Source organism: Candidatus Bathyarchaeota archaeon (assembly GCA_025059045.1).
Classification (GTDB): Archaea; Thermoproteota; Bathyarchaeia; order Bathyarchaeales; family DTEX01; genus JANXEA01.
On sequence record JANXEA010000023.1, the window covers coordinates 1 to 15,012 of the forward strand.

Genomic DNA, 15,012 nt, shown 5'->3' on the forward strand with positions numbered 1-15,012 from the left:
TGATTACCTATTCTCTATGCATAAGCCGTTTATAATGGAGAGTGGATTTTATGATCCTAGAGGTTTGGGGTTATGTCTGACTCGGCTAAGATGACAACCCTGGACTTCGTTATAAGCGCCCTCAAAGAGCATGAGAAGATGCTTGACGCGGCGACGAGGAAGCTGGAGAAGGTTTTTAAGACCATTTCGGCCACTGCGGAGAAGTCTGAGGCAAGGGCGAATGCGCAGTTGAAGGGCAGCTTAAAGATCTTATGCGAAAACTGGGATGAGTTCAAGAAGGTAGGTATCGGCGCGACTGCAGTTACATTTCACATTAATGGTCGTGAACTTAAGATTCAAACCGTCAGGCGGGGAATGGTTTTCGAGTATATGGTGCAGATACCCTGGCGGTTTAAGGGTGTGAAGGATGGCCTACAATATGAAGTTGAACATTTATTGGAGCCGGCGGAGATAAGAGAATTCCTTTCTAGAGAATTAAGGGTTCCCGCTGAGAGGGTTATAAGGGGGGAAATTCAGTTCTCCCAGTGAGCATCGTCATACATTCGGCATGATACTTTAGAACCATAAGACCTTTTTCCGTTATATGGTATTCTTTTCTTTGGTTTACTGTCTTCTCCACGATACATCCACTCTTCATGAGGAAATCAAGCGTCCTTTGAAGAGGGATCCATGAGAGATTACTCTTATACATTATGCGTGTGGGCTTGTTACAGCCGGACTTAATAATTTTCAGGACATCTATGGCAATATCAAATGTCGACCTCTTCATGCCACTTCACCGACTTGGTTACTTATAGTTTTTTAAAACGCTATTTAAAGTTGTGAACGTCCAAAACGTTTTATTGAAATGTTCAAAAAACCTTTAGATCTATATTATCGGTGAAAGGAGGCTTGGAAGGTTGAGGCGTTTAAAGGCGAATACTAAAAAATCTCTCCTCCTTTCACCAATGAACTCCTGGCAACTGAATCGTTAAAAAGGTAATAGTCCGATAGACACGGGTTACGGCTCGGGAAAAGATATCCCAGTAATATTCATGGCGCTTGTCAGGTTCTCCATATCACTTCTCGCCATGTTCACAAGATCATTGAATACTGTCAACATCTCCTGCATCCCATTTACTCCGTCCCTCATAATAATAGACTTCATGTGGGATTCATCATACACATAGGATGGATCGTCTCTAAACCTCTCAGCAATCTCCATCATCCCACATAGATCGTTAATAATGTCTTTGTAGGCTTTTTCAGCCTTGTTGAGAACGTTAATGTACTTTTCGGGATTGATCTTTGGCGCTTCAGATACTGTGGACAGAACTAGGTTGAGTGGTAATGCTAGAACCAGCACTGCAGACATTATTCCCGCCAGGCTCAGTAATACATATTTCAAATACTGGTTTCCTAGCTAGGCGTGGGCATACCCTCTACTTGTCAAATTTGCCCTTAAACGCCTCAACCAGTTTCCCAGTATAGGTTACAGATCTATATAAAGATTCCTGGAAAAAAACTCTATATTTCAGGATCATCCTCGTCAACGATTCGATCTTCAGCCTTAACTTTCTCCGGCTCCTCCTTCAGCGACTTTATTATTCTTTCAACATCCTCAATTGGCCTGCTTGTTTTCACTTTTATGTAGACGATTTCTACTCCACCTTCGCCAGCCATACGGGGCTCACCTCTATAGGCTGGTGCAATGCTCTCATAGATTCTTTCGAGCCTTTCAACTAGAGCGTCGAGGCTCTTTTCATGCTGCATTAGCGTGCTTATCAGAAGGTCAAGGTAGCTTGATTTTCCTCCCTCTTCCGTGCTCATTGTGAAATATCCTTCTTGGGTTCTCTAACCTAACTATCTCCATTCCTTTTAAACAATTTGTGAAGTGGTAAACCTTACGTAAAAACGTTTATTTCTATTGCATGCTAAACTTATCGGTTAAGAATTAAGAACTATCTTCTAATCAGTTTACAAATGGTCTACTAATATATCTCCATGAAATTAGACAATGCCTTTTAACCCAGCCCAAAGCGGTCAACCTATTTTGAAAATACTGCATCAACTATCTTATAGGGAATTATCTTTGCGGGTCCTATCAGTCCTGAGGGAAGGGGAGAAACTGGTTTATTATACTCTATCGGCGTTGGGAACCTTTCGCCGTAGCATCTTTTCAGAGCTGTATAGTCGGGTGACTGCATCCCAAGAACCTTATTTATGAGCAGATTTGTTACTGTCACCTTTATATTGTTGGGCCCTGAGCGGATTAGAGCTGTCACGTCGATAATGTGTGGATGCCTCCAAGTTACGCCGGCTCTAACACCGTTAATGTATACTTCGGCTACCTCCCTCACAACCCCTAAATCCAGCTGGAGGCTTAGATCAGGCGTCACATATTCTTCGGGTAACGATACATCAATGGCGTATGTCGCGCTTCCAGAATAGAATCGGTATTCAGGCAGATCAGTCCATGAAACCAGTTTTTCCACCCTAAATCGTCTGTCTCCACCTTCCAAATGAAAAGTTATCTCCCACGGACCATTAAGTGGGATGGATGGAGGAATATTATCGACTACAATATTGAAGACGGCATTTCTTGTTCTAACATAATATTCGCCGGCAATGTTTGCCCTAGCTTTTATCTTCAAAGTGTGCTTATGATCTTGGATGTCAAGCACCTCGGGAAAGTTAGTAGCAATTATTGGGCTTTCAGCGGATGGTTCAGCGAATTCTATTATTTTTGATCCATGCGGCTCAAGGTCGAGAGTCAATAATGTTCCTTTATCCATGAAAGAGTAAACGTTAACGGCTGTTATGTCTCCGGTGAACGGATCCCAAATTCTAGGTTTCCTGTGACCTGCTCTAAAGACGGCCTTGACTTTTCTCTTCTCATATCCAGTGTTGGCCACAAAGTAGAAATCAAGTGTGCCGATTCGCCTATGCACAAAACCTAAGTCGCTATGATCTTCCAAGAATTGTATGTCCGGCGGAACAGATTCCCTAAGCGCCCTTGCCAACTCTTCTCCGTAATCCTTGACGAGAATAGCTCTCCCTTTCCCATTTTTCTTCCCAAAGATTTCATCCATAATCTGCTTTAGTGATGCACTTTCGTCCTCACGCCCGTCAAACCTGCAGTCACGGTTAGGCAGGCTTGATATTGCTATGACCGCGCCGCCAGACTTAAAGAAGGCATATATTTTCTTAACGCTCTCAATCGGCATAAAGGATACTTGTGGAAGCACGATGATACGGTACTCTGCGCCGTTGAAGGTTAGAGAGCCCTTGCCTATCTTAGCGTCTTTTAGGGTATCATCAGTTACGAAGTCAAAGGAATACCCGCTCCTAAGAATCTGCCTTATCAATTCGTTATTGAGTGGTATGAATTGTGGTATGCGTAGTCTGCTTGGATCTTGGGATTTTGCCCATGCATCATTGAGGGGGAGGTAAATGGCTACGTCCACTACTGGCCTACCTTGCCGCAGGAGAAAGCTGACTCTGCGGATGTAAGTTGTAAGGTGGGAAAAATATTTCCACCATGTGTTATTATGATTGATCAGCTCGGATGCGTAGAAGACCCAGCCTGGTACACCTGCTGATGGAGGCGAGTAACTATACCCGTGGGCTATTAGGTGATTTGCGCCTTGTATGAAGTATATGTCGGACGCCGCTTTTAGGTCTTCTAGGCTTGAGGAGAAGCGGATACCTGGGAATGTGGGGTACGGCTCATACATGGACATGTTGGATAAGAATGTGAAGGCTTCAGCTGAGCAAATCGCCTTCCCGTATTGGTGAGCTGCTGATGAAGCCCACCTCATTGGCGATATCTCCACGAAGTTTCTGCCCTCACCCTCCGGTAGATCCACATACTTGTAGCCTGAAAGATCTATCGCTGGCACCCCATATTGCTGCATGCGGAGAAGCACCCCATTTTTTCTGCACCACTCTTGGAGAGGCATAATAAAATTTTTAGTTGCCAGCTCGGATAGTGTTCTACCAAAATCAATTCTGACCAGCTCTGTTTTATCCCCGTACTTGTTCCAAAGGGCGGGCAGATATGGCTTTAGGTCATATCCTCTTCTCTTCTTGAATTCCTCTAAGAGGTTAGGAGTCCAGTTTGAGCCGAAGACTTCTAAACTATCACAGAAGACTGCGCGTATCCTGCCTTTTCCAGCTGCGATAAGAGGTTCGCCTACGATTTCGAGATGTGTCATCAATGCTTTTGGGTCATAGTGATCCATGACGTATCCCTCGGCTCCGAGAGCGGCTCTCTTCACTTCTTGGAGCGTGTGGCCCTCGACGAAGAACATCACTTGCCATTCTCCATCAGGCAGCTTTAACTCAATAGTTTCGCCTTCAATGGCTAGATCAGTCAATTCAACCACGCTTTCAGGATCCAGTCCATTTTCAGTTTTCCTGGCAGCCATAACGGCGATGATCCTTTCATCAACTCTTAGCTTCGGAACCTCTAGTCTGGATGGATTGCATACACCGTCTTTGCAGTCTGCGTGTCTAACTTCGTACTTTATACATCCGGCGGAGAGATGTATGGGTATGTGTGGACCTCCATATGGCCATCCGCTTCCTAGGGTAACATCAACAATCATCCCGAGGTCACATGCTCTCTTCACGGCAAATCTAAGAGCCTCAAGAAACTCGGATGATAGAAACCTGAGGTTTCGAATTCCTTCTTCTGGACTATTAAGGTTCAGCGGGTATACTGGTTGGATCTCGATTCCGCATACTCCAGTCGACTTCATAATTTCTAGTTCTCTGTTGATCTCCTCTCTCGTGACGGCTGGACCGAACCACCACCATCTAACAAAGAGCCCGCAGTCGCTGGGCGGATCTTTGAACTTTTCTGCAATAGATCTATGAAGGTCCTCCTGATCGATACTTTCAGTCTCTACCATAATCATCAGTATATTAGCCTCTTCTTTACTTAGAGGGTTCTTTTTCGAGGTCTCTAAACGCTGATGCGCATAAATTTATAATGAGTATTCCTCACCAGGTTTTAGAATTACGACTTTGATTTTAGATTTGCCCTCAACCTGTTTCTGGAATTCTTCTGGGTTAGTGTTCCATCGATGCATTGGAATCACGACCTGCGGGTTTATTGCTAATGTAGCCTCAGCCGCTTCAGGGTTATCCATGGTATATGTTCCGCCAGTTGGCAGGAGGGCAACATTGACATTTCTTAACTCCCTCATTTCGGGAATAAAATCTGTGTCTCCGGCATGGTAGATTGTCTTATCACCTATTTTTATGAGGTAGCCGACTCCCAAGCCTTTAGGGTGGAATGGGTTGCCAGGGGACCTAAAACGCTTATAGTTGTATGCTTGCACAGCCTCTACCGTTATGTTTCCTATTACTGTTTTTTCTCCAGGCTTGAGCGACTTGATCTTCCCTTTAATCTTAGATGCACAATCTGCTGGCGCAATAATTATTGTTTCATCCTTTCTAGCTCTCTCTATTTTAGATGAGTCACAATGATCGAAGTGGGAATGGGTTACGAGGATAATATCGGCTTTTTCAGTATAAGTTCCCTCGTAAGGGTCTATGTAAATGTTTTTTCCATCTGCTTTCAACTGGAAGCTTGCATGGCCCAACCATTTTATGGATATACTCAACTCTGCTTCACCTAGCATATTTTTCCTAGCTGAGAATTATATTATTTTCCTCACCCTGGGGTTGACTTGGGTCATCTCATTATTTGTCCGCCTGCGACAAGTATGGATTGACCAGTCTCATATTTCTGCTCTATAGCATAATACACGGCTTTTAGGATATCCTCTATCGTGCATCCTCTTCCCATCAGCACTTTAGATTCATAGTATCGCCTTACGTCATCGACGGTTTTTGCGCCTGGAACCTTGCCTGCTTTCAGGTACTTTATGAAAAGGCCGTTTTCAGGGTCGCTCCAGAGTGGACTGTCAAAGACGTTGCCCGGGCAGATGGCGTTAACCTTGATCCCGTCCTGCCAAAGCTCGAGCGCGAAGCTCTGGGTCAATCCTATTCCGCCGAATTTACTGCCTGCATATGCGAAGTTGTAGAGGCTTCCTTGGAGGCCAGACTTCGAATTTATCTGGATTATGTCCATTATCAGTGATGGGTCACGTTTATGCTGCTCAGCCATGACTCTCGAGACATGTTTAACGCAGAGAAAGTAGCCTGTATAATTCACTTTTGTTACAAACTCGAAGTCTTCTAGGCTGAAGTCCTTAACGCTTCCAGCCTTAACCACGCCTGCGCTGTAAATGAGTATGTCAATCCTGCCGAACTCTTCAACTGTTTTCTTAACCATTCTTTCAACTGCATCCTCATTTGTTACGTCGGCCTGCAATGCTATCGCTGTTCCAGATCCATATTTCTGATTGAGTTCATCAGCAATCTTTTGGGCTTTATCAAGCGATTTACTGCAGACAATCGCTACACGTGCACCTTCTTTTGCGAAGTCTCTAACTATCCCTTCTCCTATCCCGCTTGATCCGCCGACCACTATGGCAACCTTGCCTGATAGGCGACCATGTGACCTTAGCTGAGACACGTGACGCCACCGAAAAGAACCAAATGGATTGCAAGTTAAAAATATTACGTAGAGGACGAAAATCTATAGGGATTCCGAAACTTTTCTCAAAAAGGCTTTTGCCTTCTCTAGCTGCTCTAAGCCTTTATCTGTTAGTGTGTAGTACTTTTTCCTTCCTTCTGTATAGGACTTCACGTAACCATCCTTCTCTAGGAGATATAGAACCTTATATCCAGTTACCTTTCCAGCCCAGAACCCGAACTCCTCATTCACAATCTTCCTCAATTCGTATGCGTACAGGTCCTTATGTTTTAGGAGGCTGAAGAGGAAGATCCAAAGGTTCTCCTTTAAAATCTTCTCTTCTAATCTCTTGACTGGCTCTTTAACCATGTCTCTAATTGTTTTATGGTAATATAAAAATTTAAATATTTTATGATACAATAAAACAAAGCATGCCAAAGATAAGGGTAGGCGTGGTTGGGGTAGGAAACTGCTTCGCGGGGCTGGCACAAGGAATCGAATATTATAAGAGAAACAAGAATGATTCCACGGGGCTAATGCATGAGAGGATTGGGCCCTACAGTGTCGAGGACATAGAGTTTGTAAGCGCCTTTGATGTGGGCGAGAACAAGGTCGGTAGGCTGCTAAAGGAAGCGATCTACGCGGACCCAAATTATGTGAGGTGGGTCGACTCAGTCTCATGCTGCGGCGACACGATAGTCAAGGAGAGCCCGATTCTCGACGGCGTCGGCGTTTACGCTGCAAGCATGATTAAACCTATTAAGCAGACGAGAAGCGTCGAGGAGATTAGGAGGGATATAATCGCAGAGATAGAGGATACTGATACAAGGATTCTGATCAACTACTTGCCCGTTGGAAGTCAGAGGGCAACCGAGTTCTGGGCTGAAGTCGCATTGGAGACTGGATGCGCATTTGTTAACTGCATCCCAGTATTTATAGCATCTGAAGAAAAGTGGGAGAAAGCGTTCAGGATGAGGAATTTACCCATAGTAGGCGACGACATTAAAGCCGTTATAGGCTCGACGATTACGCATAGGACGCTCGTGAAGCTCTGCGTTGACAGAGGCGCGGTCATCGACAGAACATATCAGATAAATGTTGGCGGGAACACGGACTTTCTCAATATGCTGGAAAGATCTAGACTCAAGAGCAAGAAGATCTCTAAGACTGAGGCCGTTCAAAGCCTGATACCTGAGGGATTGAAGATACCTGAAGATAACATCTACATAGGTCCAAGCGACTTCATACCTTTCCTCGGAAACACTAAGCTCGCATTCATAAGGGTTGAGGGAAGAATGTTCGCTAATATACCATTTAACATGGAGGTTAGACTTGAGGTTAATGATAAAGCGAATTCAGGCGGCGTGTCCGTGGATGCTATCAGATGCGCGCAGCTTGCACTTGATAAGGGGATTGGAGGAGACTTAACATACGCGTCAGCGTACTACATGAAGCATCCGAAGGTTCAGATGAGCGACGAGGAAGCTAGAAAAAGGCTGGACGAATGGATCCGTGAGCTATCTCATTAAATCCATCCAATTTTTCTGCACGGTGAATTTATAAGTCGCCTCCCATTAACTCGTAGAAATATGCTTTGCCGGAATAGGTGATTACGATGCCCACGGAGACGAATGAAGAGCTGATCTACTATCTTAGGAAGATGCTGGAGATACGTTACTTCGAAGAGAAGGTTATGGATCTCCTTAGCCGAGACATTGTTAAGGGCGCCTCACACCTCTATGTCGGCGAGGAGGCGGTTGCAGTGGGCGCAATAGCCGCTATAAGGAAGGACGATTATATCACGAGCACACATAGAGGTCATGGACACTGCATAGCCAAGGGTGGAGACTTGAAGCTTATGCTCGCTGAGCTCTGCGGTAAAGTGACTGGATACTGTAAGGGCAGAGGCGGCTCAATGCATATAGCTGATGTAAGCGCTGGAAATCTGGGCGCAACTGGCATAGTAGGCTCCAACATACCGGTTGCAACAGGCGCGGGCCTATCAATTAAGCTTCGAGGAACAGATCAGGTGGTTCTCTGCTTCTTCGGCGACGGTGCAGCAAATACTGGAGCATTCCATGAATCTGTTAATATGGCTGCGATCTGGGATCTCCCTGTAATCTACATTTGCGAAAATAATCTATACGGAATGTCGGTGGCGGTAAGCAGGGCATTCCCATTCGAAGACATCGCTGAGAGAGCGAAGGGCTATAATATACCAGGACTTATCGCAGATGGGATGGATGTTCTAGACGTGAAAAAAGTTGTAGGTAAAGCTGTGGAAAGGGCGAGGAAAGGTGAGGGTCCATCATTAGTAGAATGCAAGACATATCGTTTTTATGGTCATTCCAGGAGCGATGCAAGGGTTTACAGGACTAGAGAAGAAGAGAAGATGTGGAAAATGAGAGACCCGATACTAAACTATGAGAAGCGGCTTATAGAGTGGGGAGTTATGACGGAGGAGGAGATCAAGAAGCTCGAGGATGAAGTGATCAAGGAGGTTGAAGAGGCTGAGAAATTTGCTTTGAGCAGTCCATACCCGCCCATAGAGACGCTCTATGACGGATTATATACGGATCTATATGTCGATCCATCCTCATCAATAAGAGATCTGGCGACAGCGAAGAAGATGGGCTTGAAGATGCGCAGAATAAGGTACGTTCAAGCCTTGAATGAGGCATTAAGAGAGGAGATGCGGAGGGACAGCCGGGTATTCCTTATGGGTGAAGACATCGCGCTCTACGGCGGAGCATATAGCGTCACGAAGGGGCTTCACGAAGAGTTTGGACTGGAACGTGTTAGAGACACACCGATCTCTGAAGCGGCGATTGCAGGCGCGGCCGCTGGCGCAGCAATGACTGGAATGCGTCCCGTGGCGGAGATAATGTACATCGACTTCTCAACTCTTGCAATGGATCAGATAGTTAACATCGCGGCTAAGAATCGATACATGTTCGGTGGAAAGTCAATAGTTCCAGTCGTCTATAGGACGCAGGGAGGCGCGGGAAGAGGCATTGCGGAGCATCATTCCCAAAGCTTGGAGGCGTGGTATATGCATGTGCCCGGCATCTTTGTGGTGATGCCTTCAACACCATTCGATGCTAAAGGGCTGCTTAAGACCTGCATCAGGGATGATAATCCGGTGATGTTCATAGAGCATAAGATGCTTTATGGGCTTGAGGGCGAGGTTCCGGAGGTTGAGTATACTGTCCCCTTAGGTGTTGCCGACATCAAGAGAGAGGGTACGGACGTCACGATCATAGCCTATTCAAGGATGGTTCATTTCGCTTTGGAGGCCGCTGAGGAGCTGGCTAAAGAGGGGATAAGCGCCGAGGTTGTTGATCCCAGAACACTTAAACCGCTTGACATAGATACGATCATAAATTCTGTGAAGAAGACGAATAGGGCGGTCGTTGTATACGAGGGATATCGCACATGCGGCGTCGGTGCTGAGATCACAGCTTTGATCATGGAAAAAGCATTTGATTACCTTGACGCGCCTGTGCTCAGGGTTGCAGGGGAAGATGTACCTATCCCAATGAGCCCAGTTCTGGAAGATGCCGCAATACCCAGCAAGCAGAAGATTATAGACGCTGTAAAGAAAATTGTTTAAAGCATAAAATAAAATCGATAAAATGCCTGATAACCATCGGACATCTTTCCTTTTTAGATTGATCGTGCATAAATATTGCGTGAAAACTTAGCCTCTCTTTTATCTGTCCTAGTTTAAGAAGCATGGACCCTAGCAATTGTCACAACTTATATTGCGATGGGAGCCATGTATAAGTTTTCTCTTCCTTCCATGTTTGACGTGAATATGACATGCTTCTTGTCGAATGTGATTATGGGATGCGGATGCGCAGCCTGCCCTGACCATGTGCTGCCATGCCTACATATAGGCTTTAGTATCGCTTTTCCTTCCTCATATCGAACGGATGAGACGTAAGAGTCGTCTTCCCTATCTCTAGTCAAATATGATCTGTCAATGACCCCTATCTTTTCGTCACGTGAGAACATGTGACTGGGCGTTCTAATGTTGCGTTCGTACCTATACATCTTCACGTTGGATCCGTCTATGTCTAGGAATACGTCGAAGCATTCCCACTCCTGCGAGCTAGGTGAATACCTTCTAGAGTACTGGGCTGCAACTCTGCCGCCATCAGTGAAGAACTCGTGACCAGCCCTTTCATATATCCGTCTGTATGGCAGTAGGGGATAAATTTCATGTGTCTCAGCGTTGGCAACCCACATTCTCTGGACCAGGTGCCAAGGTCCTTCATGGTTGAAGAGGATTAGGTCTGGATTGAGCGGATGGATGTTTACATGTGTAATCCAGGCCTGCTCTCCCCAAACTGGCATGGCTTCTCCACATTTAACATCATATCTGAATAGTATGCTTCGCGGCCTCGCATAGAGCCCCAGATGTAGATGGGAGGAAATCTTATTCTTGGTGAGAAGCTCCCAAAGTTTTATTATCTCTCCGATAGCGAAAGCAAGAAAACGGCCATCCCTCGTTATTGACAGTTTTGTGGGGCGCCAACCTTCTGGAAGTTCAAAGATCCTCTGGGTTTCTAGGGTCTTATTATTGACCATCATTAGGGAGCCGCCGTCCCAGTAAAATGTTGTCTTTCCATCATGGGTCAGGCATGGCGCACCTGGAGCGATTGAGGTGCCCTCTGTGATCTGAATCATACATTCATCTCGTAGGTCTAGAAGAAATAGTTGCCATGCTCCTGTCCTATCAGATGCACATAAAAGCATTCCGTCATCTGACCTGAGAAGGTTCTGTGTAAAGTATGGATGTAATGTATTTCCCACATTATCGGAAAGCCGCGTTACATCGACACCGGTATCCTTATCACTGAAGGTTATGAACTCTACCTCTATCGTTTCTCCCAAACCCATTTCCAACACCCTCATGCCGTACGGGAAGCGAATAATCTTGCCGCTATTTTTGTTTTCCTCTAGCCATATCGATGGAAACTTTCTAGATTTGATGTTGGATGAGGCGCTGTTTCTAGCGTTTCGGCCTGAAAATTTTTGGTTGGAGGATTGCAAACTCATCTCCTCCCAGATGGAAAATCATCCTAGCTTTTTCCAGCTCATAGCCACTGCTTGTGAAACATTCCTTATTTACGTATGCCTCGACGATCTCGCCGACAAATATTGTGTGGTCCCCAGTCTGTAGTTCGTTGTAGAGTTTACACTCCAGATGGGCTATGCACTCGGCAATTATTGGTGGTTTCACTTTTTTTGCTGGTAGAGGTGTCAGCTTCGCCTCCTTGAATTTGTCTCGGTCTCTTCCGCTAACCCGCCCGCAATAGAATGTTGCGTCCAATATTTCTAGGGTTGGGATGTTCACGACGAATTCCTCGGTCTCCTGGATTAGGCTGTGGGAGTGTCTGCGGGGTGCGATGCTTATGGCTAAAAGTGGTGGACTGATGGAGGTTGGCATAATCCAGGCTAAAGTGATGATGTTTGGTTTTCCATTTTTGCCTGTACATGAGACGAGAACTGTGTGCATTGGGTGTATAAGCCTGAATGCGTTTGATGGGCTGATATCAACAACTTCCTTTCCGCTCATCCTGCGTATTCTCCAAATTTTAGCCTTTCCCGTAATATTTTTTGTATAACCCTTGGTTTATTACTTTAGGCCGAAAATTTTAGGTAGAGGTATGGGCGAGTTTAAGGTTTCGGTGCCAGGTGGTTTTTATGCCGTTTACGACTTATCATCTTGGATTAGCATTTTTGATTGGGTATTTTTTGCGTAGAAGACTTAACTGGTTTGCTCTCATCCTGTCGAGCGTCATTATTGTTTTGGAGCCTTTAATAGTCATGGTGATGGGGCTGGATTATCCTGTTCATAGGCTTCTTCACACATTTCTAGGGTCGATACTTGTGGGAGCCCTTGTTGGGTTTGTCGTATACTCGTTCAGAGAATATTTGACCCCCATACTTTAGGGATCTTACCCTATTTGAAATGGAGAGCTCGACTGCATCATTCATCTTGGCCAGTATTTTAGGGTGGTCGTCCCATGTGCTTTTTGACTCGCCATTGTATACTGAGATTAGGCCCTTCTACCCTTTAAACTTTAACCCAATGCTTAGACCTGGATTAGAAGATTATTTTATGATACTCTATGCACTGCTCTTTGTTGCCGGGGTGCTGCTATACCCCATACACTTGTATAGAGCTCTGAGAAGTGAGAGTACTGTGGCAGCCGAGATTAGTGTAGGCCTTGTCCTCGATGGTTTAGGGGTCTTAGCATTACCCGTAGGCATATTATGCCATGCAGGTTTCATCCTGATTGTCGCTGGTTTCTTCATGGTGAGCCGGGGGTTAAGGAGAATTATGCCGCGCCTATCTATGCGAATACTCTCATCATATCTATTATTGGTTGCGTCTGCTTCTCTAATCTATTTAACGAGTCTACAGGCGCTTGGGATAACCCTGGAACATCATATTAGCGGGCCAAGTAGGCTGAGCTTCTCCACATTTCTTCTCGCCGCATATGCGCTCTCCCTAGCAGCGTTAGCCGCACTCTGGCCTGCGCTCAGGTTACTCAAAAGAAACCTAGGCGATTACATGCTTTCAAAATCAATAAACCTGTTTGTTATTGGTTGGATATTAGCCCCGCTGATAATTCCATTGCTCATATCTGCATTATCATACGTTACAATCGTGATTAGAATGGCGCATAAGCTTAAAGGTTCGATAAAAAATTATGTGTCGACAAGTTAAATATAGGGTTGTATCCTTCGCCTCCCGATCGATTTGATCATAGTGAAGCATATGGGTAGGTTACTAGGCAGATGTGATTGAATGGTGCCGGGGGCGGGATTTGAGCCCGCGACCTCTGGACATCGTTGGGCGCTTGCCCCTATGTTCTCCAGATTATGAGTCTGGCGCCCATTCCAGGCTAGGCTACCCCGGCAGATTTTTCTGAATTAAGTATGATCTTACCACTTGCTTATTTACGTTTTCTGAAATCTGCGGTCCCAATCTTGTACCGTTTTTACCATTCAATGTTTAGGTGCTCCGCCAGCTTTGTCTTCAGGATATTTATAAGTTCGGGGTCGTTCCTTTGGTAAATGTCTGGTATGCCCAGAACAACGATTTTTCTGTCCGCCGCTGGATTCATGCTTAGGATTATCTCTCTATGGTGTTCCTCCATCACGAAGATTTGGTCGGCCCATTCTATTAGATCCTTTGAGATCCTGTTTCTTGCGTAGATCCATGTGCCAGCAGACTTAACCTCAAAGCCTTCCTTCCCTTTCAGGAGCCTCTCGGCGGTTGGGCTTCTATCCATGTTTCCTGTGCAGACGAAAAGTATCCTCTTCACCATCTCTACTACCAAACTAGGATAAGTATTGGCGGTTTGGAAAAGCCTTGTGTTAAGCTGGCATGTTGTCTAAAACACGAGGGTTATATCTGGCTTTTTTATGATTTTTGAGGGCCGCCTTTACGTGGATTTTCGTGTCTCCTGGCTGCAGGCTGATGGATACTTTTATTATGCCGTATGCGTGAATCTTGTTTGTGGATTTTCAAGAAATTTTGCATTATTATTCTAAGCCGATTGTGAGGGATGAGATTTCCGCGTTTTGCAAGGGGCGCTGGGTTGCTGTTGAGTGCAGCCCTAAGGATGTGGGGAGGCTATTCCTTAGGTACATGGGGAGAGGCGGGCCGCCTATCTCGATAAGTCGCGGCGAAGATGTCGGTGAACTGCTCCACAGGTTCGGCGTATTAAAGCCGAGAACGTTCTACGCATCAGTTAACGTTTACTCTAAGCTGGATTCGATTGTGGATACGGAGGATGCGTCAAACATTATTTATGCCTCGCCCGTATGGGATATTGACAGTTCGCCTGAGGTTTGGGAGGCAACCCTGCAGGTTGCCGAAGCTATTGTTAGAAAGCTGGAGGATGAAGGGGTTTCACATTCGGTTTATGTTAAGTGGTCTGGTAGGGGCGCCCATGTTCATCTGCATGAGAGGGCTTTCTCTGAACAGATACTCTCGAGGCATAATCCCTTAGACGTGGCTTACGCTGTGGTAGAGTATGTTTGCCGCCGTATTAGAGGCGATTTAGCCGAAATCTCTGATCGATGGCATTATGCTTTGAAGGTCGAGAATAAGGTTGACCTGAAGAGAGTGTTCACTTCTCCCCTATCGTTGCATAGGCAACTAGACCTCTGCGCTGTTTGTATTAAGCCGGAGCACCTCCTAGACTTTGAAATAGATTGGGCAAAGCCTGAAATTTTAAGGCATGACGTTAGATGGAGAGAATACGTATGTGGGGAGGCTGATTCCCTTGCTGAAAGAGCATTGAGGGAGGTTGGAGGATATTTTTCAAAGGTTCAGGCGCCATTGATTGAGAGTTTACCCGCTCACACAGAAGGGAGGGTGGAGAAGAGGCTTCATACAGCCGCAGGAGTTGGGAAAATACCTAGGTTTCAGGTGATGGCTCTCCTGCAAGCCGCAAGAT

16 protein-coding genes, 1 tRNA gene and 1 pseudogene are annotated in these 15,012 nt (G+C 45.6%); 7 read left to right on the plus strand and 11 right to left on the minus strand.

Annotation, left to right across the window (positions count from 1 at the left end; all coding sequences use genetic code 11):
• Nucleotides 1–72: 72 nt before the first annotated feature.
• Nucleotides 73–528, plus strand: coding sequence for a hypothetical protein (locus NZ952_06745; protein MCS7120880.1), 456 nt, complete (start codon nucleotides 73–75; stop codon nucleotides 526–528).
• Here the strand turns inward: NZ952_06745 and NZ952_06750 are convergent.
• The 7 genes from NZ952_06750 to NZ952_06780 all read right to left on the minus strand — a co-directional run bounded on the left by NZ952_06750 (nucleotide 497) and on the right by NZ952_06780 (nucleotide 6,898).
• The gene (locus NZ952_06750) at nucleotides 497–769 is read right to left on the minus strand and encodes a winged helix-turn-helix domain-containing protein (protein ID MCS7120881.1); all 273 of its coding nucleotides are present in this window, start codon (nucleotides 767–769) and stop codon (nucleotides 497–499) included. The two genes, NZ952_06745 and NZ952_06750, sit on opposite strands and share 32 nt — an antisense overlap.
• A 231-nt stretch (nucleotides 770–1,000) precedes the next feature.
• Nucleotides 1,001–1,354: a hypothetical protein gene (locus NZ952_06755; GenBank protein MCS7120882.1), complete on the minus strand. Its 354-nt coding sequence runs from the start codon at nucleotides 1,352–1,354 to the stop codon at nucleotides 1,001–1,003.
• A gap of 152 nt (nucleotides 1,355–1,506) precedes the next feature.
• Nucleotides 1,507–1,809 (minus strand): hypothetical protein, encoded by a 303-nt coding sequence (locus NZ952_06760; protein MCS7120883.1) that lies wholly within the window; start codon nucleotides 1,807–1,809, stop codon nucleotides 1,507–1,509.
• A gap of 218 nt (nucleotides 1,810–2,027) precedes the next feature.
• Complete coding sequence (locus NZ952_06765) at nucleotides 2,028–4,901, minus strand: glycosyl hydrolase (protein ID MCS7120884.1); 2,874 nt, start codon at nucleotides 4,899–4,901, stop codon at nucleotides 2,028–2,030.
• A gap of 69 nt (nucleotides 4,902–4,970) precedes the next feature.
• Complete coding sequence (locus NZ952_06770) at nucleotides 4,971–5,612, minus strand: MBL fold metallo-hydrolase (protein MCS7120885.1); 642 nt, start codon at nucleotides 5,610–5,612, stop codon at nucleotides 4,971–4,973.
• A 71-nt stretch (nucleotides 5,613–5,683) separates the two neighbouring features.
• The gene (locus NZ952_06775; GenBank protein ID MCS7120886.1) at nucleotides 5,684–6,529 is read right to left on the minus strand and encodes an SDR family NAD(P)-dependent oxidoreductase; all 846 of its coding nucleotides are present in this window, start codon (nucleotides 6,527–6,529) and stop codon (nucleotides 5,684–5,686) included.
• Nucleotides 6,530–6,592: 63 nt separating this feature from the next.
• On the minus strand, nucleotides 6,593–6,898 hold the full coding sequence (locus NZ952_06780) for a PadR family transcriptional regulator (GenBank protein MCS7120887.1): 306 nt from the start codon (nucleotides 6,896–6,898) through the stop codon (nucleotides 6,593–6,595).
• A 62-nt stretch (nucleotides 6,899–6,960) separates the two neighbouring features.
• Here NZ952_06780 and NZ952_06785 point away from each other — a divergent pair, with 62 nt between their 5' ends.
• The 3 genes and pseudogenes from NZ952_06785 (at nucleotide 6,961) to NZ952_06795 (ending at nucleotide 10,142) form a co-directional block, all read left to right on the plus strand.
• The gene (locus tag NZ952_06785) at nucleotides 6,961–8,058 is read left to right on the plus strand and encodes an inositol-3-phosphate synthase (protein MCS7120888.1); all 1,098 of its coding nucleotides are present in this window, start codon (nucleotides 6,961–6,963) and stop codon (nucleotides 8,056–8,058) included.
• Between the two features lie 131 nt (nucleotides 8,059–8,189).
• Nucleotides 8,190–9,065 (plus strand): annotated as a pseudogene (locus NZ952_06790) (thiamine pyrophosphate-dependent dehydrogenase E1 component subunit alpha).
• Nucleotides 9,066–9,170: 105 nt separating this feature from the next.
• Nucleotides 9,171–10,142 (plus strand): alpha-ketoacid dehydrogenase subunit beta, encoded by a 972-nt coding sequence (locus tag NZ952_06795; protein ID MCS7120889.1) that lies wholly within the window; start codon nucleotides 9,171–9,173, stop codon nucleotides 10,140–10,142.
• A gap of 146 nt (nucleotides 10,143–10,288) precedes the next feature.
• On the opposite strand, the gene NZ952_06800 is transcribed toward NZ952_06795, so the two are convergent.
• Together NZ952_06800 and NZ952_06805 are read right to left on the minus strand one after the other, a co-directional pair.
• A complete protein-coding gene (locus tag NZ952_06800) occupies nucleotides 10,289–11,434 on the minus strand; it encodes an oligogalacturonate lyase family protein (GenBank protein MCS7120890.1) in 1,146 nt (381 codons plus the stop codon).
• A gap of 112 nt (nucleotides 11,435–11,546) precedes the next feature.
• Entirely contained in the window at nucleotides 11,547–12,113 is a 567-nt protein-coding gene (locus NZ952_06805; protein MCS7120891.1) for a flavin reductase family protein, read from the minus strand.
• Between the two features lie 128 nt (nucleotides 12,114–12,241).
• Between NZ952_06805 and NZ952_06810 the strand changes: the two genes are divergently transcribed.
• Both NZ952_06810 and NZ952_06815 read left to right on the plus strand, forming a co-directional pair.
• On the plus strand, nucleotides 12,242–12,490 hold the full coding sequence (locus tag NZ952_06810; protein MCS7120892.1) for a hypothetical protein: 249 nt from the start codon (nucleotides 12,242–12,244) through the stop codon (nucleotides 12,488–12,490).
• Between the two features lie 76 nt (nucleotides 12,491–12,566).
• The gene (locus NZ952_06815; GenBank protein MCS7120893.1) at nucleotides 12,567–13,271 is read left to right on the plus strand and encodes a hypothetical protein; all 705 of its coding nucleotides are present in this window, start codon (nucleotides 12,567–12,569) and stop codon (nucleotides 13,269–13,271) included.
• A gap of 82 nt (nucleotides 13,272–13,353) precedes the next feature.
• Here NZ952_06815 and NZ952_06820 read toward each other — a convergent pair.
• Nucleotides 13,354–13,464: transfer RNA gene (locus NZ952_06820), tRNA-Met, on the minus strand.
• Nucleotides 13,465–13,545: 81 nt separating this feature from the next.
• The gene (locus tag NZ952_06825; protein ID MCS7120894.1) at nucleotides 13,546–13,875 is read right to left on the minus strand and encodes a phosphotyrosine protein phosphatase; all 330 of its coding nucleotides are present in this window, start codon (nucleotides 13,873–13,875) and stop codon (nucleotides 13,546–13,548) included.
• A gap of 209 nt (nucleotides 13,876–14,084) precedes the next feature.
• On the opposite strand from NZ952_06825, the gene NZ952_06830 reads away from it, so the two are divergent.
• A partial coding sequence (locus NZ952_06830) for a hypothetical protein (protein MCS7120895.1) occupies nucleotides 14,085–15,012 on the plus strand: 928 nt, incomplete at its 3' end.

What these genes read in the sequence shown, in the direction of transcription:
- NZ952_06745 (MCS7120880.1), top strand. Translation starts at nt 73, where the DNA reads ATGTCTGACTCGGCTAAGATGACAACCCTGGACTTCGTTATAAGCGCC.
- NZ952_06750 (MCS7120881.1), bottom strand. Translation starts at nt 769, where the DNA reads ATGAAGAGGTCGACATTTGATATTGCCATAGATGTCCTGAAAATTATT.
- NZ952_06755 (MCS7120882.1), bottom strand. Translation starts at nt 1,354, where the DNA reads ATGTCTGCAGTGCTGGTTCTAGCATTACCACTCAACCTAGTTCTGTCC.
- NZ952_06760 (MCS7120883.1), bottom strand. Translation starts at nt 1,809, where the DNA reads ATGAGCACGGAAGAGGGAGGAAAATCAAGCTACCTTGACCTTCTGATA.
- NZ952_06765 (MCS7120884.1), bottom strand. Translation starts at nt 4,901, where the DNA reads ATGATTATGGTAGAGACTGAAAGTATCGATCAGGAGGACCTTCATAGA.
- NZ952_06780 (MCS7120887.1), bottom strand. Translation starts at nt 6,898, where the DNA reads ATGGTTAAAGAGCCAGTCAAGAGATTAGAAGAGAAGATTTTAAAGGAG.
- NZ952_06785 (MCS7120888.1), top strand. Translation starts at nt 6,961, where the DNA reads ATGCCAAAGATAAGGGTAGGCGTGGTTGGGGTAGGAAACTGCTTCGCG.
- NZ952_06795 (MCS7120889.1), top strand. Translation starts at nt 9,171, where the DNA reads ATGCGCAGAATAAGGTACGTTCAAGCCTTGAATGAGGCATTAAGAGAG.
- NZ952_06800 (MCS7120890.1), bottom strand. Translation starts at nt 11,434, where the DNA reads ATGGGTTTGGGAGAAACGATAGAGGTAGAGTTCATAACCTTCAGTGAT.
- NZ952_06805 (MCS7120891.1), bottom strand. Translation starts at nt 12,113, where the DNA reads ATGAGCGGAAAGGAAGTTGTTGATATCAGCCCATCAAACGCATTCAGG.
- NZ952_06810 (MCS7120892.1), top strand. Translation starts at nt 12,242, where the DNA reads ATGCCGTTTACGACTTATCATCTTGGATTAGCATTTTTGATTGGGTAT.
- NZ952_06825 (MCS7120894.1), bottom strand. Translation starts at nt 13,875, where the DNA reads ATGGTGAAGAGGATACTTTTCGTCTGCACAGGAAACATGGATAGAAGC.